The following is a 23,891-nucleotide window of genomic DNA, read 5'->3' as shown; positions in this document are numbered from 1 at the left end:
CTTTTGCCGGCGCGAACGGTCGATGGGTGAAGCGTTGCCGTACGGCTCAGGGCGTTTTGTACTGATCGGGCCCGGCAGATGCAAGCCTGTTCGGCGCAACGGCAGGCCGGATCAATCAAAATCGCCGCCTGACATGGTAAGCTCGCCGCCTCATTTGCTGCCAATAATGACTCACTGTGCCGCACTCAAAAGCCCCCTCCCCGACGCCGCTCTGGCTCCCACAAAGCCAACTGACGCCCCTCCCCGACACGTCTACGCTCGATTGGTTGTTCGATGAAGGGTCGCTGACCCGGCGCCTGACCCGCCTGTCGAATGACGGTTTCAGCGTCACGCCGCTGTTCGAAGGCTGGCAATCGCTGCGCGCCGACGAATGTGCCGCGCTGGAGCTGGCCGAAGGCAGCGAAGGCTGGGTGCGCGAGGTGTATCTGCGCGGCCACGGTGAAGCCTGGGTGTTTGCCCGCAGCGTGGCGGCGCGTAGCGCGTTGCAGGGCGACGGATTGCACATGGACGAGTTGGGCAGCCGCTCCCTGGGTGAATTGCTGTTTTGCGATCAGGCATTTCAGCGCCGGGCCATCGAGGTTTGTCACTATCCTCAAGCGTGGTTGCCGATGGAGGCTCAGGCGCCTGAACTGTGGGGCCGGCGCTCGCGTTTCGACCGTGGCGCTCTGAGCGTGCTGGTGGCCGAGATTTTCCTGCCGACCCTGTGGAGCGCCGCCCGCGCGCATCCGGAGAACTGCTGATGTACCAGAACCTGCTCAAGTCCCTGAACCGCGTGAATCCTCGGGCCTGGGATTTCATTCAGCTGACCCGCATGGACAAGCCGATCGGCATTTACCTGCTGCTGTGGCCGACGTTGTGGGCACTGTGGATTGCTGGTGAAGGTTCGCCGTCACTGGCCAATATCGTAATTTTCGTGCTCGGCGTGGTGTTGACCCGTGCCGGCGGTTGCGTGATCAACGATTGGGCGGACCGTAAGGTCGATGGCCATGTGAAACGCACCGAGCAACGGCCGCTGGTGAGCGGCAAGATCAGTTCAAAAGAAGCCCTGGTGTTCTTCGCGGTGCTGATGGGCGTGAGCTTTTTGCTGGTGCTGTGCACCAACGCGGCGACTGTCTGGTTGTCACTGGGCGGTTTGGCCCTGGCATCCAGTTATCCGTTCATGAAGCGCTACACCTATTACCCGCAAGTGGTACTGGGCGCGGCGTTCTCCTGGGGCATGCCGATGGCGTTCACCGCCGAGACCGGTGAGTTGCCGGCGACAGCCTGGTTGCTGTGGATCGCCAACTTGCTGTGGACCGTGGGCTACGACACCTATTACGCCATGACCGACCGCGATGACGACCTGAAGATCGGGGTGAAATCCACCGCGATTCTGTTTGGCGACGCCGACAGGGCCATTATTCTGACCTTGCAAGGCCTGGCGCTGGGTTGCCTGTTGCTGGCAGGTTCGAAATTCCATCTAGGCGGCTGGTTCCACCTTGGGTTGCTGGTGGCGGCGGGCTGTTTTGCCTGGGAGTTCTGGTACACCCGCGGCAAGGACCGGATGCGCTGCTTCCAGGCGTTTTTGCACAACCACTGGGCGGGGTTGGCGATCTTTGTGGGGATTGTGCTGGATTACGCGTTGCGTTGAAGATTCGAAAAGATCGCAGCCTGCGGCAGCTCCTACACGGGAATGGCATTCATCCCGCAGGAGTTACCGCAGACTGTTTACAAAGCGGCAAATCACTTACTTGTGTTCGCCAATCACGTGCCACATTTTCATCATGCCGTCGCCTTTCATGTCTCCCGGTTTTTTGTCCATCATGTAGGTGTACATCGGCTTGCCGTCGTAAGCCCACTGCATCATGCCGTCATCACGCTTGATGATCGTCCATTCACCTTCGGCCTTGGCACCCGCCGGAGCCATCATCGGCGGCCAATTCTTCGTACAGTCACCCATGCACATCGACTTGCCATCCTTGTCCTTGTCAAAGGTATACAAGGTCATGCCCTTCTGATCGACCATCATGCCGCCTTTCATCATGGCCGGTTCTGCCGCGAAGGCCAGGGACGGCAGCGTTAGCGCAGCAGTGACCAGCAGGACCTTCCAGGATTGAACAATGTGATTCATGGAAACCTTCCTTTTGTGGTTGTCAGGATTCGGAATTAGAGCTTAGTTCAGGATCGCGACAATCGCAGGGCAGCTAAAATACTGTCACACGACTGCAATAATTCCGTTATCTAATGCGGCGCAAGACAGTTAAATGACAAGAGGATTAAGGCATGGTTGGCAGGAGCATTCTGATCGTCGACGACGAAGCGCCCATTCGCGAAATGATCGCCGTTGCGTTGGAAATGGCCGGCTATGACTGCCTGGAGGCGGAGAATTCCCAGCAGGCCCATGCCATTATCGTCGACCGCAAACCGGACCTGATTCTGCTCGACTGGATGCTGCCCGGCACCTCCGGCATCGAGTTGGCCCGCCGCCTCAAGCGCGATGAGCTGACCGGGGATATCCCGATCATCATGCTCACCGCCAAGGGCGAAGAGGACAACAAGATCCAGGGCCTGGAAGTCGGCGCCGACGACTACATCACCAAACCGTTTTCCCCCCGTGAGCTGGTTGCGCGCCTCAAAGCCGTGCTGCGCCGCGCCGGCCCGACCGATGGCGAAGCACCGATCGAAGTCGGCGGCCTGCTGCTGGACCCGATCAGCCACCGCGTGACCATCGACGGCAGACCCGCCGAGATGGGCCCGACCGAGTACCGCTTGCTGCAATTCTTCATGACCCACCAGGAACGTGCCTACACCCGCGGCCAGTTGCTGGATCAGGTCTGGGGCGGCAATGTCTACGTCGAAGAGCGTACCGTCGACGTGCACATCCGTCGCCTGCGCAAAGCCCTCGGCGATGCCTACGAAAATCTGGTACAAACCGTGCGCGGCACCGGCTACCGGTTTTCCACCAAGGCCTGAGCCGACCGCCAGACTTGCTGACAAGGACGCATATTTTCCGTGAACCAAAACTGGCATGGCACCCTGATTCGCCACATGCTGTTGCTGGTCACCGCCTGTTTGGTGATCGGCCTGATCTCCGGCTACTACGGCTGGAGCCTCGCCGTGGGCCTGGGTGTTTACCTGGCCTGGACCCTCAAACAGCTGCTGCGCCTGCACGAATGGCTGCGCCTGCACCAACCCGATGAAGCACCGCCCGACGGCTATGGCCTGTGGGGCGAAGTGTTCGACAGCATCTATCACCTGCAACGCCGCGACCAACGGGTACGCGGGCGCCTGCAAGCGGTGATCGACCGGGTCCAGGAATCCACCGCCGCGCTGAAAGACGCAGTGATCATGCTCGACAGCGACGGTAACCTTGAGTGGTGGAACCGCGCGGCTGAAACCCTGCTGGGTCTCAAGACCCCTCAGGACAGCGGCCAGCCCGTGACCAACCTGGTGCGCCATCCACGCTTCAAGGAATACTTCGAGCAGGACAGCTACGCCGAGCCGTTGGAAATTCCGTCGCCGATCAACGATCGCCTGCGCATTCAGCTGTACATCACCCGCTACGGCAACAACGAGCACTTGATGCTGGTGCGCGACGTGACGCGTATCCATCAGCTGGAGCAGATGCGCAAAGACTTCATCGCCAACGTGTCCCACGAGCTGCGTACACCCCTGACGGTGATTTGCGGCTACCTGGAAACCCTGCTCGATAACGTCGAGGAAGTGAATCCGCGCTGGACCCGTGCCCTGCAGCAAATGCAGCAGCAAGGCGGGCGCATGCAGACTTTGCTTAACGATTTGCTGCTGCTGGCCAAACTGGAAGCCACCGATTACCCGTCGGACAACCAGCCGGTGTCCATCGACAGCCTGCTGCAATCGATCAAGAGCGATGCTCAGCAGCTGTCGGGTCAGAAAAATCAGCGCATCACCCTGGAAGCCGACCCGACGATTCTGCTCAAGGGCAGCGAAGCCGAACTGCGCAGTGCGTTTTCCAATCTGGTGTTCAACGCGGTGAAATACACCCCGGCCGAGGGCAATATCCGCATTCGCTGGTGGGGTGACGAGCAAGGCGCACACCTGAGCGTGCAGGATTCGGGGATCGGCATCGACAGCAAACACCTGCCGCGCCTGACCGAACGCTTCTATCGCGTCGATTCCAGCCGCAATTCCAACACCGGCGGCACCGGGCTGGGCCTGGCCATCGTCAAGCACGTGTTGCTGCGCCACCGGGCACGCATGGAAATCAGCAGTGTGCCGGGGCATGGCAGTACGTTTACCTGCCATTTTGCGCCGGCCCAGGTCACCAAATCCCGCGTTATCAGCGCCGCCGACTGATACCGGCCAGCACTCACCACTAGGCAATCGACCAGTCAGCCGCTACATTGGCTGACTTGCGCCTGCCCTTCAGGCGCACTTTTTTCTTTCCTTTTGAATACACGGAACCCGCAAAACTCCATCATGGACCCTTCCCCTGGCTTGACCCTCGCAACAATATTCGCCGACTTCGGCATGATTCTTTTTGCTCTGATCCTGGTTTTGCTCAACGGCTTTTTCGTTGCGGCAGAGTTTGCCATGGTCAAATTGCGCTCGACCCGAGTCGAAGCCATCGCTGAACAGCACGGCTGGCGCGGGCACATCCTGCGCACCGTGCACAGTCAGCTCGATGCTTACCTGTCAGCGTGCCAATTGGGTATCACCCTCGCCTCTCTCGGCCTGGGTTGGGTCGGCGAACCGGCGTTCGCGCACCTCCTGGAGCCTGTGCTGAGTGCCGTGGGCGTGGATTCCGCTGAAGTGGTCAAGGCGGTTTCGTTCTTCACGGCGTTCTTCATCATTTCGTACCTGCACATCGTGGTCGGTGAACTGGCGCCGAAATCCTGGGCCATCCGCAAACCCGAGTTGCTGTCGCTGTGGACGGCGGTGCCGCTGTACTTGTTCTACTGGGCCATGTACCCGGCCATCTACCTGCTCAACGCCAGCGCCAACCAGATCCTGCGCATCGCCGGGCAAGGTGAACCCGGCCCGCACCACGAGCACCATTACAGCCGTGAAGAACTGAAACTGATCCTGCACTCCAGCCGTGGCCAGGACCCGAGCGACCAAGGCATGCGCGTACTGGCCTCGGCGGTGGAAATGGGCGAACTGGAAGTGGTCGACTGGGCCAACTCCCGGGAAGACCTGGTCACGCTTGAGTTCAACGCTCCGCTCAAGGAAATCCTGGCGTTGTTCCGTCGTCACAAGTTCAGCCGCTACCCGGTGTACGACAGCGAGCGCCAGGAGTTCGTCGGCCTGCTGCACATCAAGGATCTGCTGCTGGAACTGGCTGCCCTGGATCACATTCCCGAGTCGTTCAACCTCGCCGAACTGACCCGGCCGCTGGAGCGCGTGTCGCGGCACATGCCGCTGTCGCAACTGCTGGAACAGTTCCGCAAGGGCGGCTCGCACTTCGCCGTGGTCGAGGAAGCCGACGGTAACATCATCGGCTACCTGACCATGGAAGACGTGCTGGAAGTGCTGGTGGGCGACATTCAGGACGAACACCGCAAGGCTGAACGCGGAATCCTTGCGTATCAGCCGGGCAAGCTGCTGGTGCGGGGCGATACGCCGCTGTTCAAGGTGGAACGCCTGCTGGGCATCGACCTGGACCACATCGAAGCCGAAACCCTCGCCGGGCTGGTCTACGAAACCCTGAAACGGGTACCGGAAGAGGAAGAAGTGCTGGAAGTCGAAGGTTTGCGGATCATCATCAAAAAGATGAAAGGGCCGAAGATCATATTGGCCAAGGTGTTGATGCTCGATTAAGCGTGCTTTCGGTGGTGAGCGGGCCTTGTGGCCTTCACTTCTTGCCCAACGCAAAGTTGGGCAACGCCCCCACCGGTTGATTGAACTGGTACGGAATCGACACCAGCCCCAACCCGGTATTGCGCTGCACCACGAAGTGCAGGTGCGGGCCGCTGCTGTTGCCGGTGTTGCCCGACAGCGCCAGCGCACTGCCCACCACCACCCGCTGACCTTCCCGTACGCAGACCGAACCTTTCTTGAGGTGCAGGTACACGCCCATGGTCCCGTCATCGTGCAATACCCGCACGAAATTGCCCGACGGATCGTTGCCGCGCCCGGTCTGGCCATTCTCGGTCTTCACCACCACCCCGCCGCGCGCCGCGATGATCGGCGTGCCTTCGGGCATGGCGATGTCCATCGCATAACGGTTCTTCGGCCCGTAATGGCTGTATTGACCATTGGCGCCCTGGGTCAACCGAAACGGCCCACCACGCCAGGGCAACGGATATCGATAGGCCATGGCAGCCCCTGAGGGGTCGCCCAGGGAATATTCGAACCTTGGGGTATACACAATCGGCCTTCCGGCCTTCGTCGGCGTGAGCAGGGCCAGGCGAAGGTTACTGCGCGCCGGCATCACCCGACGGATCGGTCGGCTCGGCGCACCGCTGACGTTCTGCAGCCCGTCGAAACTCAACTCGATCTCGACCGGCGCATACAGGTCGTTGCGCACGAACACGCTGTCGATGCCATTCATCCTCTTGACGTCGAGGTACACCTGCCGCTCAAGGTGTTCGACCATTCGGTCGCGAAAAACGAACACCTTCGCGCCTTTGGTGGGGCGGTCACTGTAAGAGACCACGCCACTGGCATCAGTGGACCTGTAGATCGTCATGGCCACAGCCGAGGTGGAGGCCATGAAAAGACCACAGAAAAACAGTAGGCGCGCGAGCATGGGCAAAATTCTGTTGAGTAGGCCTGGGAAGGAGCCTAGCAGCAGAAATTGACCTGCGTAGTCGACAGATGTTTCAAATGATCGTTCTCACGCTCTGCGTGGGAATGCAGCAAGGGACGCTCTGCGTCCCATCCGAAGCGGACGCGGAGCGTCCGGGGAGGCATTCCCACGCAGAGCGTGGGAACGATCACAGGCGACGCGATATCAAGCGCCCGGTACGAAGTGCTTCTGCGCAGTGCCACGGGCGATCAGGCGGGAGATGTAGTCGAGCTTCTGTGCATCCTGGTCGACAAAGCGGAAGGTCAGTTGCAGCCACTCACTGTCCGGCTTCGGCTCGTGGGCGACGATGGCGTGCAGGTAGCCGTTAAGACGGGCAATTTCGGCGTTATCGCCCTGCTCCAGGTCGAGCACGGCGTTGTCGAGGACTTGCGGCAAGGTGTCGGTGCGTTTCACCACCAGCAGCGCTTCCTTGATGCTCAAGGCCTTGATCACGCATTGCTGAGTGCCGCTCGACAGGCGCAGTTGGCCTTGGCCACGACCGCCAGCTGATGCGGAGGCAGCGGCAGGCGCCTTGACCGGTGGGTTGTTGAGCAGGCCGCGAGACGGCGCGGCAGCCGGGGCTGGCGCGGCGGCGGCAGGTTTGGCGAACGGGTTGACCACTGCAGCCGAGGGTGCGACCACCGCCGCTTTGCCGCCAGTCAATGCGCTCAGGGAATCGTTGCCGAACGCCGAGTTCATTTTGGTCGGCGCGCTGTTCATCAAAGTATCGAGCTTGCCGATCTTGTTCAGCGCCTGCTTGACCTTGGTCAGCAGCTGCTCGTTGGTGAATGGCTTGCTGACGTAGCCGGAAACGCCGGCCTGGATCGCCTGGACCACGTTCTCTTTGTCGCCACGGCTGGTCACCATGATGAACGGCATGGTTTTGAGGTTGTCCTGCTCGCGGCACCAGGTCAGCAGCTCAAGGCCAGACATTTCCGGCATTTCCCAGTCACACAGGACCAGGTCGAACGCTTCCTTGGCCAGCATGGCCTGGGCCTTTTTACCGTTGACTGCATCTTCGGTCCGGATCCCGGGGAAGTAGTTGCGCAGGCACTTTTTCACCAGGTCACGAATGAACGACGCATCGTCCACGACCAACACACTGATCTTGCTCATCCAACACCCCTTTAAAAATCCCGGCAAGCATAACGCTGGCTGATGGCACTTTGCCAAAACTCTTCAGTCACGCCGGGACTTTTCGTTCGCGGGTGCTGCTTTTCTATTCGGTTTTTCAATTCGAAAGCCACACAAAAAAAAAGCCCGGCCAAAGGGCCGGGCGCTTTCCTAGGGGCAACCCTACTTATCGTCAGCTTTGTCTGGAACATTAGCGGTTTCGGCACTTGTGCCTTCCACTTCTTCCTTCATGCGCTTGAGGCCCAGGTGACGCACGTCGGTGCCGCGCACCAGGTAAATCACCAGTTCCGAGATATTGCGCGCGTGGTCGCCGATTCGTTCAAGGGAACGCAGCACCCAGATAATACTCAAGACCCGCGAGATAGAGCGCGGATCTTCCATCATGTAAGTGGCCAGTTCGCGTAGCGCAGTCTTGTATTCGCGATCGATGATCTTGTCGTACTGCGCCACCGACAGCGCCAGGTCGGCGTCAAAGCGAGCAAACGCGTCCAGTGCATCGCGGACCATGTTGCGCACCTGGTCGCCGATGTGGCGAACCTCGACGTAACCGCGCGGCGCTTCGCCCTCTTCGCACAACTGAATGGCGCGACGGGCGATCTTGGTGGCTTCGTCGCCGATACGCTCGAGATCGATCACCGATTTGGAGATGCTGATGATCAGACGCAAGTCCGACGCCGCCGGCTGACGACGGGCCAGAATGCGCAGGCATTCTTCGTCGATGTTGCGTTCCATCTGGTTGATCTGGTCGTCGACCTCGCGCACTTGCTGGGCCAGGCCGGAGTCGGCCTCGATCAGCGCGGTGACCGCGTCGTTGACCTGCTTCTCGACCAGCCCGCCCATGGCCAGGAGGTGGCTGCGCACTTCCTCGAGCTCAGCGTTGAACTGCTGGGAGATGTGATGGGTAAGGCCTTCTTTACTAATCATGTTGGCGTCCTTGGAGCGTCCGGTAAGGTGCGGTGGACCGCAGCGTCAGTTCATTAAGCAACAACCGCTTACTAGCCGTAACGACCGGTGATGTAGTCTTCGGTCTGCTTCTTCGCCGGATTGGTGAACAGGGTGTCGGTGTCGCCGAACTCCACCAGTTTGCCCATATACATGAACGCCGTGTAGTCGGAAACCCGCGCGGCCTGTTGCATGTTGTGGGTCACGATAACAATGGTGAACTTGGATTTCAGTTCGTAGATCAGCTCTTCGACTTTCAGTGTGGAGATCGGGTCGAGTGCCGAGCACGGTTCGTCGAGCAGCAGCACTTCCGGCTCCACGGCGATGGTGCGGGCAATCACCAGACGTTGCTGCTGACCGCCGGACAGACCGAGTGCTGATTCGTGCAGACGATCCTTGACTTCATCCCACAGCGCCGCGCCTTTCAACGCCCACTCGACGGCTTCGTCGAGGATGCGCTTCTTGTTGATGCCTTGGATGCGCAGGCCGTAAACCACGTTTTCATAGATGGTTTTCGGGAATGGGTTGGGCTTCTGGAACACCATGCCGACCCGGCGACGCAGCTCAGCCACGTCCTCGCCCTTGCGGTAGATGTTGTTGCCGTAGAGGTTGATCGCGCCTTCGACGCGGCAGCCGTCCACCAAGTCGTTCATGCGGTTGAAAGTGCGCAGCAGCGTGGACTTGCCGCAGCCGGACGGGCCGATGAAGGCAGTCACGCGCTGTTTCGGGATGTTCATGCTGACGTCGTACAGCGCTTGTTTTTCGCCGTAGAACAGGCTCAACCCCGGCACTTCGATGGCCACGGTTTCCTGTTCGAGACTCAGGCTCTGTTTGTCGCGGCCCAAGGCCGACATGTTGATGCCGTGAGTGTGTGCTTCGTGCTGCATGGGAGGCTCCCTGTGCTAACAAATTCGGTTCAGTGAGCCGCTGGCCTCACAAGATGGGCCAGCGGTATCGCCGTTCTGTAGGAGCCAGGCTTGCCGGCGAAGGCGTCCTTGAAATCACGTTCGCCGGCAAGCCTGGCTCCTACAGAGAGCGGCAGTAATCAGCTATCCAGCGCCTTGTACTTCTCGCGCAGGTGGTTACGGATATAAACGGCCGACAGGTTCAATGTCGCGATCACCAGCACCAGCAGCAGCGCCGTGGCGTACACCAGCGGCCGAGCGGCTTCGACGTTCGGGCTCTGGAAGCCGACGTCATAAATGTGGAAGCCCAGGTGCATGATTTTCTGGTCCAGGTGCAGGTACGGGTAGTTGCCATCCAGCGGCAGCGACGGTGCCAGTTTCACCACACCCACCAGCATCAGCGGCGCCACTTCACCGGCGGCGCGGGCCACGGCGAGGATCATGCCGGTCATCATGGCCGGGCTGGCCATCGGCAGCACGATTTTCCACAAGGTTTCGGCCTTGGTCGCGCCGAGGGCCAACGAGCCTTCGCGCACGGTACGAGGAATCCGCGCCAGGCCTTCTTCGGTGGCCACGATCACCACCGGCACCGCCAGCAACGCCAGGGTCAGCGAGGCCCAGAGCAGGCCCGGCGTACCGAAGGTCGGCGCCGGCAGTGCTTCAGGGAAGAACAACCGGTCGACCGAGCCGCCCAGTACATAGACGAAGAAGCCCAGGCCGAACACGCCGTAAACGATCGCCGGAACACCCGCCAGGTTGTTCACCGCAATGCGGATCACTCGGGTCAGGGTGTTCTGCTTGGCGTATTCACGCAGGTACACCGCCGCCAGCACGCCGAATGGCGTCACGATCATTGCCATGATCAGGGTCATCATCACGGTGCCGAAAATCGCCGGGAAAATCCCGCCTTCGGTGTTGGCTTCACGCGGGTCGTCGCTGAGGAATTCCCAGACCTTGCTGAAGTAGAAACCGATCTTGGTGAAGGTGCTCATGGCGTTCGGTTGATAGGCGTGAACCACTTTACCGATGCCGATCTCGACCTCTTTACCGTTCGCGTCACGAGCCGTCAGGCTGTCGCGGTTGAACTGCGCGTGCAGGTCGTTCAGGCGCGCTTCGATTTCCTGATAACGGGCATTCAACTCAGCGCGCTCGGACTCCAGGTCCGCTTGCGCCGCAGCGTCGAGACGGCCGGCCAGTTCCAGTTTGCGACCGTGCAGGCGCACACGTTCAAGGCCTGCGTTGATCGCGCCGATGTCGGTTTTTTCCAGGCTCTTGAGCTGCCCGGCCAGCTGGTTGACGCGATCGACACGGGCCTGCAACTCAGGCCATGCGGCCTCGCCTTCAGCGATGACCTTGCCATCCTGTTTGACGTTGACCAGGTAGCCGTAGAAGTTGCCCCACTCGCGACGCTCGATGGTCATCAGCTCTGGCGGGGTTTTCTGGTTAGTCAGCCACTCGCCGACAATCCAGGTGAAGTCAGTACCGTTCAGATCGCGGTTGCCGACCTTGATCAGCTCGCGGGTCATGAACTCCGGGCCCTGATCGGGCACCGGCAGGCCAGCGGTTTTCAGGCGCTCGCGTGGCACTTCTTCCTTCTGCACCACTTCGCCGATGACCAGGTGATTGGCCTGGCCCGGCACGTCATAACTGGCGTGGACCAGGTCCGCCGGCCAGAAGTGACCCAGACCGCGCACGGCAATCACCGCCAGCAGGCCAATGGTCATGATGACCGCAATGGACACCGCGCCACCGCTGATCCAGACGCCGGGGGCGCCGCTCTTGAACCATCCATTCAGGGAGTTCTGTTTCACAGACTTCTACCTTTCTTAAAGCGACGAGTATTTCTTGCGCAGACGCTGACGAATCAGTTCCGCGAGGGTGTTCATGATGAAGGTGAACAGCAGCAGCACCAGCGCCGAGAGGAACAGCACGCGGTAGTGGCTGCCGCCGACTTCCGATTCGGGCATTTCCACTGCGACGTTGGCTGCCAATGTGCGCAGGCCTTCGAACAGGTTCATTTCCATGACCGGGGTGTTACCGGTGGCCATCAGCACGATCATGGTTTCACCGACTGCGCGGCCCATGCCGATCATCAGCGCCGAGAAGATGCCCGGGCTGGCGGTAAGGATCACCACGCGAGTCATGGTCTGCCACGGCGTGGCGCCGAGGGCCAGGGAACCGAGGGTCAGGCCGCGCGGCACGCTGAACACGGCGTCTTCGGCAATGGAGTAGATGTTCGGGATGACCGCGAAACCCATGGCCAGGCCGACCACCAGAGCGTTGCGCTGGTCGTAGGTGATGCCCAGGTCGTGGGAGATCCACATGCGCATGTCGCCGCCGAAGAACCAGGTTTCCATGTACGGGCTCATGTACAGCGACAGCCAGCCCACGAACAGGATCACTGGAATCAGGATCGCGCTTTCCCAGCCGTCCGGCACTTTCAGGCGGATGGACTCAGGCAGGCGGCTGAAGACGAAACCCGCCACCAGAATGCCGATCGGCAGGAGCATCAGCAGGCTGAAGATGCCCGGCAAATGCCCTTCTACATACGGTGCGAGGAACAGGCCGGCGAAGAAGCCGAGGATCACCGTCGGCATCGCTTCCATCAGTTCGATCACCGGCTTGACCTTGCGACGCATGCCCGGGGCCATGAAATACGCGGTGTAGATCGCAGCAGCGACAGCCAGCGGCGCGGCCAGCAGCATGGCGTAGAACGCAGCTTTCAGGGTACCGAAGGTCAGCGGCGAGAGACTCAGCTTGGGTTCGAAGTCGGTGTTGGCGGCAGTCGATTGCCAGACGTATTTAGGCTCGTCGTAGTTCTCGTACCAGACCTTGCTCCACAATGCGCTCCAGGAAACTTCCGGGTGCGGGTTGTCGAGCAGCAACGGTTGCAGCTTGCCACCCTGCTCCACGATCACGCGGTTGGCCCGTGGCGACAGGCCGAACAGGCCTTGGCCCTCGACCACCTGATCCACCAGCAACGTGCGGTGCGCGGTGCTGTGGAACACGCCGAGCTTGCCGGATGCATCAAGGGCAACGAAGCCTTTGCGACGTTCTTCGGCGGTGATTTCAACAATCGGCGCAGCGCCCATCTGGAACGTGCGGATTTGCTTCAGGCGCAGTTCGCCATCGTGATCACGAGCCATGAACCACTGGGCGAGACCGCCCTTGGAGTCGCCGAGGATCAATGAGATACCGCCCACCAACTGGGTGCTGGCGGTAATCTCGGCATCGGCGTTTTCGAGCAATTTGTAGCGACCGTTGAGACTCTTGTCGCGCAGGCTGAACACATCGGCTTGAGCGCGACCGTTGACCACGTACAGCCACTGCTGACGCGGGTCGACGAAGATGTTCTTCACCGGCTCGGTCATTTGTGGCAGGTCAATGCGCTTCTGCTCGTTGGTGACTTCGCCGGTCATCATGTTTTCTTCGCTGCTCAGCGAGATGACATGCAGTTGCGCACCGGTGGAGCCGGCCAGCAGCAGGGTCGAATCGGTGGCGTTGAGGCTGACGTGCTCCAGCGCGCCGCCCGCTTCGTTCAGCACGATTGGCGTTTCACCGTACGGGTATTCGATGGCCGGCGAGATGGTTTTCTTGCCGTCCGGGTAGCTGACTTTATAGGTGTGGCGGAACACCAGGACCTGACCGTTGGACAACCCCACTGCGACCAATGGATGGCCGGGCTGATCTTCACCGATGGAGGTCACGCTGGTGCCGGCCGGAATCGGCAGGTCGACCCGGCGCAGCTCGGCGCCGCTGTCGATATCAAAGAACAACGCCTGGCCCTTGTCGGAAACCCGCATGGCGACCTGATTCTGTTCTTCAAGGGAGATCATCAGCGGCTTGCCGGCGTCTTGCATCCAGGCGGGCGTGATGGCGTCTTTGGCGGTCAGGTCGGCCCCCTGGAACAGCGGCGCGACAACATAACCGAGGAAGAAGAAGATCAAGGTGATCGCGCCCAGCACGGCGAGGCCGCCGACGAGGACGTACCAGCGTGTCAGGCGATCTTTCAGCGCACGAATACGGCGCTTGCGGTGCAGCTCAGGCGTATTGAAGTCAATTCGCTTGGGGGGATTTGTAGTCATGGTGGAGTTGGCCAGATCATTCATGCGCACACCCTAGCGATCCTGTATGACAGAAAGATGACAATGCAGTGACGCAACAAATCCGCCGCCGGTGGAAACTGGCAGTGGATCGGAAATTTGGAGGGCGTAGGAGCTGTCGAGGAAACCGAGGCTGCGATCTTTTGATCTTGCAGTTGGAAGCCAGATCAAAAGATCGCAGCCTCGTTTCACTCGACAGCTCCTACAGGTCCGGGTTCACCCCGGACCTAGGGTTTTACTTTTTTGCGACTTCAGCGCCGCCTTCCGCCAGACCCAGGTCAGCCAGTGCTTTTGCAGCAACCTTGGCTGGCAGTGGGATGTAGCCGTCTTTCACTACAACCTCCTGGCCCTGTTTGGACAGAACCAGTTTCACGAACTCGGCTTCCAGCGGGGCCAGAGGCTTGTTCGGGGCCTTGTTGACGTATACGTAGAGGAAACGCGACAGCGGGTATTTACCGTTCAGGGCGTTTTCTTCGGTGTCTTCGATGAATTCAGTGCTGCCTTTCTTGGACAGGGCCACGGTCTTCACGCTGGCGGTCTTGTAGCCGATGCCCGAGTAACCGATGCCGTTCAGCGAGGAACTGATCGACTGCACGACCGAAGCCGAGCCTGGTTGTTCGTTGACGTTTGGCTTGTAGTCGCCTTTGCACAGGGCTTCTTCTTTGAAGTAGCCATAAGTGCCGGATACCGAGTTACGACCGAACAGTTGTACTGGCTTGTTGGCCAGGTCACCGGTCACACCCAGGTCGCCCCAGGTTTTCACGTCAGTTTTGGCGCCGCACAGACGGGTGGACGAGAAGATCGCGTCAACCTGTTCCATGGTCAGGTGCTGGATCGGGTTGTCCTTGTGTACGAATACAGCCAGGGCGTCCACGGCCACCGGGATAGCGGTTGGCTTGTAGCCGTACTTCTGCTCGAAGGCTGCCAGTTCGGTGTCCTTCATCTTGCGGCTCATCGGGCCCAGGTTGGAGGTGCCTTCAGTCAGCGCAGGTGGCGCGGTGGCGGAGCCAGCGGCCTGAATCTGGATGTTTACGTTCGGGTATTCTTTTTTGTAGTTCTCAGCCCACAGGGTCATGAGGTTGGCCAGGGTATCGGAGCCGACGCTGGACAGGTTGCCCGACACACCAGTGGTCTTGGTGTAGCTCGGGATAGCAGGGTCAACAGCGGCAACCGCGTTGGCAGTCGCAACGCCAGCAGCGACAAAAGTCATTGCCGCCATCAAACGCTTCAGTTTCATGCCTTACTCCTAGCAGATAGGTGTGTTAAGTCGGGGCCAAGTATCAGCAGGCCGTGTGAACACTCTATGGCTGAAATATGACAATTGGATGAAAGGCCAGTATTTGGTTTTTAGATCGTTCCCACGCTCTGCGTGGGAATGCATCTCGGGACGCTCTGCGTCCCATTCAAAAGCGGACGCAGAGCGTCCATGGCGGCATTCCCACGCAAAGCGTGGGAATGATCGGTTACAAGGTTAGCGACCTTTCCTCCAGAGATACGCCCCCACCAGAATCCCGACCCCACAAATAATCGCTACGTAATAGGCCGGCCCCATCGGGCTTTCCTTGAGCAGCAGGGTGACGACCATAGGGGTCAGGCCGCCGAAGATGGCGTAGGCCAGGTTGTAGGAAAACGACAGGCCGCTGAAGCGCACCACCGCAGGGAAGGCTTTGACCATCACGTACGGCACCGCACCAATGGTGCCGACCAGCAAACCGGTCAGGGCGTACATCGGGAACAGCCAGTCGGGGTGATTGAACAGGCTGTGATAGAAGGTCCACGAGGTCAGCAGCAGCAACGCGCTACCGAATACGAACACCCGACCGGCGCCGAAGCGATCGGCCAATGCACCGGAGGCCACACAGCCCAGGCTCAGGAACACGATGGCCAGGCTGTTGGCCTGCAACGCGGTAGTCGGCGCGAAGTGGTAAACGGTCTGCAGTACAGTCGGGGTCATGAGGATGACCACGATGATCCCGGCAGACAGCAACCAGGTCAGCAGCATGGAAGTCAGAATCGCACCGCGATGGTCACGCAGCACGGCGCGCAGCGGCACTTCTTCGGCCAGGGCTTTACGCAATTGCAGTTCGGCAAACACCGGGGTTTCGTGCAGCCAGCGGCGCAGGTAGACCGAGAACAGGCCAAACACGCCCCCCAGCAGGAACGGGATCCGCCAGGCGTAATCTGACACTTCCACCGGCGTATAGATGCTGTTGATCGCGGTGGCGACCAACGAGCCCAACAGAATACCGGCAGTCAGACCGCTGGTCAGCGTGCCGCAGGCATAACCGATGTGCCGTTGCGGTACGTGTTCGGAAACGAATACCCACGCTCCCGGCACTTCGCCGCCAATCGCTGCGCCCTGGATCACCCGCATCAGCAGCAACAGGATCGGCGCCCACATGCCTATCTGCGCATAAGTCGGCAGCAAGCCCATGATCAGGGTCGGCACCGCCATCATGAAAATGCTCAGGGTGAACATCTTCTTGCGTCCCAGCAGGTCACCGAAATGCGCCATGACGATGCCGCCCAGCGGCCGGGCCAGGTAACCGGCGGCGAAAATGCCGAATGTCTGCATCAGGCGCAGCCACTCGGGCATGTCGGCGGGGAAGAACAGTTTGCCGACCACTGTGGCGAAGAACACAAAGATGATGAAGTCGTAAAACTCCAGCGCACCGCCCAAGGCAGACAGCGACAAAGTCTTGTAGTCGTTGCGGGTCAGCGGACGTGCGGGTTGGGCTGGTTGCGCGATGCTCGAGGGCGCTGTGGTCATGGCAAGGGCTTCTCTTATAGTCGGATCTGCAACCTCAACAACGCTGGCGGAGGCTTGGGCAGGTTCGGCACGATAGCAAATTGTTCGAAAAAGCACATAGAGGCGCGTATTTGACGGTCGAAATGAGAACCGGACGGTCGTCTCGGAGTCTATCGACCGATATACTCACAACGTTGCAACGGTTTGTAAGGGGTGGCTGTGCGAAACCGTCGTTGGCATCTGTCAGCCGATTTCGCAGAGTTTCCCTTTAGGCGCCTTACGAAAAACGTGACGAACGTAGTATGTTCGAGGCTGAATCGTTTTTCCAAGGCTCCAGTGCGCAAAGTCGCCGAGCGAAGGTCAGGCAAGGCAAAAACAGGCGAGGACGCGGAGTTTACTGCAGTAAATGAGCGTCCGAGCCTGTTTTTAACGCAGCATGACCGAGCGCAGGCACTTTGCGTGCGGAGCCGTAAGACGGCTATTCACCTGAAGTACCAATGAGAGTCACGGGTCAGAGGCACCCCCGGCATGATAGAGCTCGAACAAGAAGATCCAATCCCGCAAGGCGACCTGGCCCTGCAAATTACCGCGCTTCCGCGTGAAACCAACGGCTTTGGCGATATTTTCGGCGGCTGGCTGGTGGCGCAGATGGATTTGGCCGGCACCGCAATGGCCAGCAAGGTTGCCGGTGGTCGCGTGGCCACCGTTGCGATCGATCGCATGGCGTTTCTGGTGCCGGTGGCGGTGGGCGCTCAGCTCTCCTTCTATACCCAGGCCCTGGAAATCGGTCGCAGCTCGATTCAGATGATGGTTGAAGTCTGGAGCGACGATCCGCTGTCCAGCGAATGGCGTAAAGTCACCGAAGCCGTATTTGTGTTCGTCGCCATCGACGGCAGCGGCCGCACTCGTTCGGTTCCGCCCAGAGCTCGTTAAACAAGGCGTTCGTTAAACGCGGTGACCGTTTTGCGGTCCATAGCAGTCATTGTTCCTGATTGAGAGTCGCCCCATGAGCACGCCCACCGTCGAAGCCGTGAAACTGGATGAACTGAACTGCTGGCGTATCCGCCACGGTCAGGCCGAATTGCTGGTGGCCCAGCAAGGCGCGCACATCCTCAGTTATCAACTGGCCGGCCAACCGCCGCTGATCTGGCTCAACGACGAGGCAGTGTTCAAGACTGGCAAAGCTATTCGTGCCGGCGTGCCGGTGTGCTGGCCGTGGTTCGGCAATCTGTCGCGCAACCCGCAGAGTGTCCAGGCCATGCGCGTCAGCCAGGAGCCGCCGACCGCTCACGGGCTGGTGCGAACGATGGACTGGGAACTGGGCAGCATCGAAACCGAGGGCGAAAGCCTGAAGGTGGAGTTCGTCCTGCCCTACCCCGAAGGCGGCCTTCCAGGCTGGCCGCATCAGGTGGGCTTGAAGCTGAGCATTCGTCTGGATGAGCAGTTGCACATCAGTTTGACGAGCGAAAACAACGGCGCTGAACCCGTCACGATCAGCCAGGCGCTGCACAGCTATTTCGCAGTCAGCGATGTGCGCAACGTGCACGTTGAAGGGCTGGATGGCTTGAGTTACATCGAGACGCTGGACGACTGGAAAACCGTCACTCAGACCGGTGATCTGCGTTTTACCGGTGAGACCGACCGCATTTATCTGAATACCCCGCCGACGCTGAGCATCGTTGACCCGCATTGGGAACGACGCATCGAACTGACCAGCAGCGGTTCGCGTTCAGCGGTGATCTGGAACCCGTGGATCGACCGCTCCGCGGCGTTCAGCGACATGGCTGACGATGGCTGGCAGCGCATGTTGTGCATTGAAACGGCGAATGTGATGGATGATGTGGTGACGCTGGCGCCGGGTGCCAGCCATACCTTGGGCGTGAGCATCGCCAGCAAACCGCTTTAAGATCAAAAGATCGCAGCCTGCGGCAACTCCTATATAAATCAGCATAGGAGCTGCCGCAGGCTGCGATCTTTTTTGCGCTAACCGTGCTTACAAATCCGACTCCTTGACCACTCGTACCTGCGCCGCATCCAGCGCATACGCCGCATCCGCCAGGTCGTTGTTGACCTTCTCGATCTTCAGCGTGCCGGTCACCCACAGCGGCGTGTAGATATCATTCAGTTTCAAGCCTTTGGGATAACGCACCAGCACCAGTTGGTTAGGCGGCGGTGGTGGCACGTGGATGCACGCGCCCGGGTACGGCACGAGGAAGAACAGCGTGCTGCGGCCCTTGGCATCGGATTCCAGTGGTACCGGATAACCGCCGATGCGGATGTGCTTGTCGTTCATCGACGGCACGGTCTTGGTCGAATACATCACCGCCGGCAAGCCCTTGCTCTGCTTCATGCCACCCTTTTGGGTAAAGGTGCCATTGGCTTCCGGTGAGTTGTGATCGATTTCGGGCATGGCCTCGAGGGCCTTCTGGTCCGACTTGGGCATCAGTTCGAGCCAGTCGGTTTCCGGCAGTTCGCCGGCATGGGCCAAACCACTGCCCAGGAAGAGAAGAGTCAACAGAAGACGGCGCATGAAGGTGCTCGGCAAAGGAAAGGACGGTGGAACGCCAAGCATTCTAGCCCTCTCCGGTGTTGGCGCAGAGAGGGCTTTGTCGCTTGAATCAGTTCTTTTTGATCAGGCCGTAGATCACCAGCAATATCACCGCGCCCACCAGCGCACCAATGAAACCTGCGCCCTGACCCGCATGGTAGATGCCCAGGGCCTGGCCGCCGTAAGTGGCCGCCAGCGAACCGCCGATACCGAGCAGGATGGTCATGATCCAGCCCATGCTGTCATCGCCCGGTTTCAGAAACCGAGCCAGCAGGCCGACGATCAAGCCGATAAAGATGGTTCCGATAATTCCCATGGCATTTCCCTCTGATTAAGTTGGCTATGCCAAAGCCTAGTCAGGCTTTGGCATCTTGCCATCAGAGAGCGGCGGACGCTGAAGGTTCCGCCGCCGCCACATGAAACTATTCGGCAATCAGCGCTTCGACCTTGAGGATCTGCGCGGCAAGCGTCGCCCGGTCGGCACAACGCAGGTTGGCGTGACCAACCTTGCGGCCAACCTTGAAGGCCTTGCCGTAGTGATGCAGATGGCAATCGGCAATGGCCAGGACTTTCTCGGTGTCCGGTACTTTACCGATGAAGTTGAGCATCGCGCTCTCGCCGACCTTGGCCGTCGAACCCAGCGGCAGACCGGCAACGGCTCGCAGGTGGTTTTCGAACTGGCTGCACTCGGCACCTTCGGTGGTCCAGTGCCCGGAGTTGTGCACACGCGGGGCGATCTCGTTGGCCTTGAGGCCACCGTCGACTTCGAAGAACTCGAACGCCATCACGCCGACGTAATCCAGTTGCTTGAGTACCCGGCTGGAGTAGTCTTCAGCCAAGGCTTGCAACGGGTGATCGGTGCTGGCCACGGACAGCTTGAGGATGCCGCTGTCGTGGGTGTTGTGCACCAGTGGATAGAACTTCGTTTCGCCATCGCGAGCACGCACGGCGATCAGCGAGACTTCGCCGGTGAACGGCACAAAACCTTCCAGCAGGCAGGCGACGCTGCCCAGTTCGGCGAAGGTGCCGACCACGTCTTCAGGCTTGCGCAGGACTTTCTGGCCCTTGCCGTCGTAACCCAGGGTGCGGGTTTTCAGCACGGCCGGCAAACCGATGGACGCCACGGCGGCGTCCAGGTCGGCTTGGGACTGGATGTCGGCGAACGCAGGAGTCGGAATCCCCAGGTCCTTGAACATGCTCTTTTCGAACCAGCGATCGCGGGCGATGCGCAGCGCTTCGGCGCTCGGGTACACCGGCACGAATTGCGAGAGGAAGGCCACGGTTTCGGCCGGGACGCTTTCGAACTCGAAGGTCACCAGATCGACTTCATCGGCCAGCTGACGCAGGTGATCCTGATCGCCGTAATCGGCCCGCAGGTGTTCGCCCAACGCGGCTGCGCAAGCATCCGGCGCCGGGTCCAGGAAAGCGAAGTTCATGCCCAGCGGAGTGCCCGCCAGCGCCAACATGCGGCCCAACTGGCCGCCACCGATTACACCGATCTTCATCGTCAACAACCTCAGGCGATGCGTGGGTCTGGATTGTCCAGGACGCTGTCTGTCTGCTCAGCGCGGAATTTTTTCAACACGGTATGAAACTGCGGATGCTTGGCGCCCAGGATACTCGCCGAGAGCAGGGCTGCGTTGATCGCGCCAGCCTTGCCGATGGCCAGGGTGGCGACCGGAATGCCCGCGGGCATCTGCACGATAGAAAGCAGCGAATCGACGCCCGAGAGCATCGACGACTGCACTGGCACGCCCAGCACCGGCAGGTGGGTCTTGGCCGCACACATGCCTGGCAGGTGGGCCGCGCCACCGGCACCGGCGATGATCACCTCGATACCACGGGCTTCAGCCTCTTCGGCATACTGGAACAGCAGGTCCGGGGTGCGGTGGGCAGAGACCACTTTCACCTCGTAAGGGATGCCGAGCTTTTCCAGCATATCGGCGGTGTGGCTAAGGGTGGACCAATCGGACTTGGAGCCCATGATCACGCCAACCAGTGCGCTCATCGTCGTGCCTCTTCTCTCTGGGCGCCCGCAGGCGCGTCAAAAAACAACAAGCCACGCAAAATGCGTGGCTTGATTGTACGAATTATGGCCAGTCAAACCGGCCGAAGGCCGCGCAGTATACCTCAATGAAGCAGATAAACAGCCCCCTATACGACCATCTGTCATACGGCGCAAAGTGCCGGTTTTATTGACTTCAGGGTCAGCCTGGCTCCTACAAAAAATCATTAACCTGCCGGGTTTTGCGCTGCGCCGCCTTCCAGCTTGCGCCAGAGCAACCGCACATTCGCCTTGCGCACCAGCGCGCAGCGATACAGCCGAATCTCCAGCGGCACATGCCATTGCGGGCCACCGCAGATGACCAACTCGCCGCGAGCCAATTCGGCGCGCACGCTCAAGCGCGGCACCCAGGCGATGCCCAGGCCTTCCAGCGCCATGCTTTTCAGGCTGTCGGCCATGGCGGTCTCATAAATAGTGGTGAACCTCAGGGCACGCTGGCGCAACAGCATGTTCACCGAGCGCCCGAGAAATGCCCCGGCGCTGTAGGCCAGCAAAGGCACGCTGGTCTCGCCTTCCAGGTCGAACAATGGTTTTCCATCGGCATCGGCCGCACACACCGGGAGCATTTCAGTGTCCCCCAGATGCAGTGACGGGAAAATTTCCGGGTCCATTTGCATCGCGGAGTCCGGATCATAGAACGCCAGCATCAGATCACACCCGCCTTCACGCAGCGCATGCACCGCATCGCCAACGTTGGTGGCCACCAGCCGCGTGGCAATGTTCAGCCCTTCATTGCGCAATTGTGCGATCCAGCGCGGAAAGAAACCCAGCGCCAGGGAGTGGGCGGCGGCGACCTGGATCACCTCGCCCTGCCCGCCTTCCAGGTGATGAAGATGACGCAACACTTCACCCAGCTGTTCGACCACGGTTCGTGCGGTGACGAGAAACAGTTGCCCCGCTGCCGTCAGCTCGACCGGGGTGCGAGAGCGATTGACCAGGGTCAGTCCCAGCGCGGCTTCGAGGCTGCGGATCCGCCGGCTGAAAGCAGGCTGGGTCACGAAGCGGCGTTCAGCCGCCTGGGAGAAGCTACGGGTGGCGGCCAAGGCACTGAAGTCCTCAAGCCATTTGCTTTCCAGATTCATCACGCCCTCCCGGACATGCACCAATTTAGGTCACACGTTCGCCGCGCACGCGGCGTCACACGGGCATTATGCCGAATATGCATAGGCCAGTGTTTAACAGCATTGGCCCAAAATTCTTCACAAGCCTAGGATTTGCAGTGTTCCGGCACAGACCGGGTCCATATCGAGATGATTTCTATCATGTCCTCCGCTGCATCTTTCCGCACAGAAAAAGACCTGCTTGGCGTACTCGAAGTACCTGCTCAAGCGTATTACGGCATCCAGACCCTGCGAGCGGTGAATAACTTCCGTCTCTCCGGTGTTCCGATTTCGCATTACCCGAAACTGGTTGTCGGTCTGGCGATGGTCAAACAGGCCGCCGCTGACGCCAACCGCGAGCTGGGTCACCTGAGCGAAGCCAAGCACGCTGCCATCAGCGAAGCCTGTGCCCGATTGATCCGCGGCGATTTCCACGAAGAGTTCGTGGTGGACATGATTCAAGGCGGCGCTGGCACTTCAACCAACATGAATGCCAACGAAGTCATCGCCAACATCGCGCTGGAGGCCATGGGCCACAGCAAGGGCGAATACCAGTACCTGCACCCGAACAACGACGTGAACATGGCGCAGTCGACCAACGACGCCTACCCAACCGCGATCCGTCTGGGTCTGCTGTTGGGTCACGACGCGCTGCTGGCCAGCCTCGACAGCCTGATCCAGTCGTTCGCCGCCAAAGGTGAAGAATTCAGCCACGTTCTGAAGATGGGTCGTACCCAGTTGCAAGACGCCGTGCCGATGACCCTGGGGCAAGAATTCCGCGCCTTCGCCACCACCCTGAGCGAAGACCTGGCGCGTCTGAAATCCCTGGCACCCGAGCTGCTGACCGAAGTGAACCTGGGCGGCACCGCGATTGGTACCGGCATCAACGCCGACCCGCGTTACCAGGCCCTGGCCGTTCAGCGTCTGGCCCTGATCAGCGGTCAACCGCTGGTGCCAGCCGCCGACCTGATCGAAGCCACCTCCGACATGGGCGCCTTCGTGCTGTTCTCCGGCATGCTCAAGCGCACCGCGGTCAAGCTGTCGAAGATCTGCAACGACCTGCGCCTGCTGTCCAGCGGCCCACGCACCGGCATCAACGAAATCAACCTGCCGGCGCGTCAGCCAGGCAGCTCGATCATGCCAGGCAAGGTCAACCCGGTTATCCCTGAAGCCGTGAACCAGGTGGCGTTCCAGATCATCGGCAACGACCTGGCCCTGACCATCGCGGCCGAAGGCGGCCAGCTGCAGCTGAACGTGATGGAGCCGCTGATCGCCTTCAAGATCTTCGACTCGATCCGCCTACTGCAACGTGCCATGGACATGCTGCGCGAGCACTGCATCGTCGGCATCACCGCCAACGAAGAGCGCTGCCGTGAACTGGTCGAACACTCGATCGGTCTGGTTACCGCGCTGAACCCGTACATCGGCTATGAAAACGCCACCCGCATTGCCCGTGTTGCCCTCGAAAGCGGCCGCGGCGTGCTGGAACTGGTGCGCGAAGAACGCTTGCTCGACGAAGAAATGCTCGCCGACATCCTGCGCCCGGAAAACATGATTGCTCCGCGTCTGGTGCCTTTGAAGGCTTAACCAAACGCAG

Annotated in this window: 22 protein-coding genes; 8 read left to right on the top strand and 14 right to left on the bottom strand. The window is 60.1% G+C overall.

Annotation, left to right across the window (positions count from 1 at the left end; translation table 11 throughout):
- Window positions 1-176: 176 nt before the first annotated feature.
- Complete coding sequence (locus PMI21_RS24005; protein WP_007934518.1) at window positions 177-740, top strand: chorismate--pyruvate lyase family protein; 564 nt, start codon at window positions 177-179, stop codon at window positions 738-740.
- Complete coding sequence (ubiA, locus tag PMI21_RS24010) at window positions 740-1,630, top strand: 4-hydroxybenzoate octaprenyltransferase (protein ID WP_007934517.1); 891 nt, start codon at window positions 740-742, stop codon at window positions 1,628-1,630. Before PMI21_RS24005 ends, ubiA begins: the two co-directional genes overlap by 1 nt.
- A gap of 96 nt (window positions 1,631-1,726) precedes the next feature.
- On the opposite strand, the gene PMI21_RS24015 is transcribed toward ubiA, so the two are convergent.
- Complete coding sequence (locus PMI21_RS24015) at window positions 1,727-2,110, bottom strand: COG4315 family predicted lipoprotein (RefSeq protein ID WP_007934516.1); 384 nt, start codon at window positions 2,108-2,110, stop codon at window positions 1,727-1,729.
- A gap of 152 nt (window positions 2,111-2,262) precedes the next feature.
- Here PMI21_RS24015 and phoB point away from each other — a divergent pair, with 152 nt between their 5' ends.
- From phoB to PMI21_RS24030, 3 genes are all read left to right on the top strand, one after another.
- The gene (gene phoB / locus PMI21_RS24020; protein ID WP_003229608.1) at window positions 2,263-2,952 is read left to right on the top strand and encodes a phosphate regulon transcriptional regulator PhoB; all 690 of its coding nucleotides are present in this window, start codon (window positions 2,263-2,265) and stop codon (window positions 2,950-2,952) included.
- Between the two features lie 75 nt (window positions 2,953-3,027).
- Complete coding sequence (phoR, locus tag PMI21_RS24025) at window positions 3,028-4,314, top strand: phosphate regulon sensor histidine kinase PhoR (RefSeq protein WP_238541198.1); 1,287 nt, start codon at window positions 3,028-3,030, stop codon at window positions 4,312-4,314.
- Between the two features lie 123 nt (window positions 4,315-4,437).
- Window positions 4,438-5,778, top strand: a complete 1,341-nt coding sequence (locus PMI21_RS24030) for a hemolysin family protein (protein WP_007934513.1) — start codon at window positions 4,438-4,440, stop codon at window positions 5,776-5,778.
- 34 nt (window positions 5,779-5,812) lie between these two features.
- On the opposite strand, the gene PMI21_RS24035 is transcribed toward PMI21_RS24030, so the two are convergent.
- The 8 genes from PMI21_RS24035 to PMI21_RS24070 form a co-directional block, all read right to left on the bottom strand.
- Window positions 5,813-6,709, bottom strand: a complete 897-nt coding sequence (locus tag PMI21_RS24035) for a peptidoglycan DD-metalloendopeptidase family protein (RefSeq protein WP_007934510.1) — start codon at window positions 6,707-6,709, stop codon at window positions 5,813-5,815.
- Between the two features lie 204 nt (window positions 6,710-6,913).
- Entirely contained in the window at window positions 6,914-7,864 is a 951-nt protein-coding gene (locus tag PMI21_RS24040; RefSeq protein WP_007934509.1) for a response regulator, read from the bottom strand.
- Between the two features lie 180 nt (window positions 7,865-8,044).
- Entirely contained in the window at window positions 8,045-8,806 is a 762-nt protein-coding gene (gene phoU, locus PMI21_RS24045) for a phosphate signaling complex protein PhoU (RefSeq protein WP_007934507.1), read from the bottom strand.
- Window positions 8,807-8,877: 71 nt separating this feature from the next.
- The gene (gene pstB / locus PMI21_RS24050) at window positions 8,878-9,711 is read right to left on the bottom strand and encodes a phosphate ABC transporter ATP-binding protein PstB (RefSeq protein WP_007934504.1); all 834 of its coding nucleotides are present in this window, start codon (window positions 9,709-9,711) and stop codon (window positions 8,878-8,880) included.
- 158 nt (window positions 9,712-9,869) lie between these two features.
- The gene (gene pstA, locus PMI21_RS24055) at window positions 9,870-11,540 is read right to left on the bottom strand and encodes a phosphate ABC transporter permease PstA (protein WP_007934502.1); all 1,671 of its coding nucleotides are present in this window, start codon (window positions 11,538-11,540) and stop codon (window positions 9,870-9,872) included.
- Window positions 11,541-11,555: 15 nt separating this feature from the next.
- Window positions 11,556-13,589 carry an ABC transporter permease subunit gene (locus tag PMI21_RS24060; RefSeq protein ID WP_177318272.1) on the bottom strand — a complete coding sequence of 678 codons (2,034 nt, stop codon included), beginning with the start codon at window positions 13,587-13,589 and terminating at the stop codon, window positions 11,556-11,558.
- A gap of 478 nt (window positions 13,590-14,067) precedes the next feature.
- Window positions 14,068-15,069: a phosphate ABC transporter substrate-binding protein PstS gene (locus PMI21_RS24065; RefSeq protein ID WP_007934498.1), complete on the bottom strand. Its 1,002-nt coding sequence runs from the start codon at window positions 15,067-15,069 to the stop codon at window positions 14,068-14,070.
- A gap of 234 nt (window positions 15,070-15,303) precedes the next feature.
- Entirely contained in the window at window positions 15,304-16,602 is a 1,299-nt protein-coding gene (locus tag PMI21_RS24070; RefSeq protein WP_007934497.1) for an MFS transporter, read from the bottom strand.
- A gap of 507 nt (window positions 16,603-17,109) precedes the next feature.
- Between PMI21_RS24070 and PMI21_RS24075 the strand changes: the two genes are divergently transcribed.
- On the top strand, window positions 17,110-17,514 hold the full coding sequence (locus tag PMI21_RS24075) for an acyl-CoA thioesterase (protein WP_007896491.1): 405 nt from the start codon (window positions 17,110-17,112) through the stop codon (window positions 17,512-17,514).
- Between the two features lie 73 nt (window positions 17,515-17,587).
- Complete coding sequence (locus tag PMI21_RS24080; RefSeq protein WP_007934494.1) at window positions 17,588-18,487, top strand: D-hexose-6-phosphate mutarotase; 900 nt, start codon at window positions 17,588-17,590, stop codon at window positions 18,485-18,487.
- Between the two features lie 87 nt (window positions 18,488-18,574).
- On the opposite strand, the gene PMI21_RS24085 is transcribed toward PMI21_RS24080, so the two are convergent.
- The 5 genes from PMI21_RS24085 to PMI21_RS24105 form a co-directional block, all read right to left on the bottom strand.
- Window positions 18,575-19,111, bottom strand: coding sequence for a DUF3299 domain-containing protein (locus PMI21_RS24085; protein ID WP_032835091.1), 537 nt, complete (start codon window positions 19,109-19,111; stop codon window positions 18,575-18,577).
- Between the two features lie 88 nt (window positions 19,112-19,199).
- Window positions 19,200-19,445 (bottom strand): GlsB/YeaQ/YmgE family stress response membrane protein, encoded by a 246-nt coding sequence (locus PMI21_RS24090; protein WP_007934492.1) that lies wholly within the window; start codon window positions 19,443-19,445, stop codon window positions 19,200-19,202.
- A gap of 106 nt (window positions 19,446-19,551) precedes the next feature.
- Window positions 19,552-20,634 (bottom strand): 5-(carboxyamino)imidazole ribonucleotide synthase, encoded by a 1,083-nt coding sequence (locus PMI21_RS24095; RefSeq protein WP_007934491.1) that lies wholly within the window; start codon window positions 20,632-20,634, stop codon window positions 19,552-19,554.
- 11 nt (window positions 20,635-20,645) lie between these two features.
- Entirely contained in the window at window positions 20,646-21,137 is a 492-nt protein-coding gene (gene purE, locus PMI21_RS24100) for a 5-(carboxyamino)imidazole ribonucleotide mutase (protein WP_003196369.1), read from the bottom strand.
- Window positions 21,138-21,361: 224 nt separating this feature from the next.
- Complete coding sequence (locus PMI21_RS24105; protein WP_007934490.1) at window positions 21,362-22,276, bottom strand: LysR substrate-binding domain-containing protein; 915 nt, start codon at window positions 22,274-22,276, stop codon at window positions 21,362-21,364.
- A gap of 180 nt (window positions 22,277-22,456) precedes the next feature.
- Here PMI21_RS24105 and aspA point away from each other — a divergent pair, with 180 nt between their 5' ends.
- Window positions 22,457-23,881 carry an aspartate ammonia-lyase gene (gene aspA / locus PMI21_RS24110; RefSeq protein ID WP_007934488.1) on the top strand — a complete coding sequence of 475 codons (1,425 nt, stop codon included), beginning with the start codon at window positions 22,457-22,459 and terminating at the stop codon, window positions 23,879-23,881.
- The last annotated feature ends 10 nt before the right edge of the window (window positions 23,882-23,891 follow it).

It is taken from the genome of Pseudomonas sp. GM18, assembly GCF_000282195.1.
Lineage (GTDB): Bacteria > Pseudomonadota > Gammaproteobacteria > Pseudomonadales > Pseudomonadaceae > Aquipseudomonas.
This window is presented reverse-complemented; position numbering and strand designations above follow the sequence as displayed.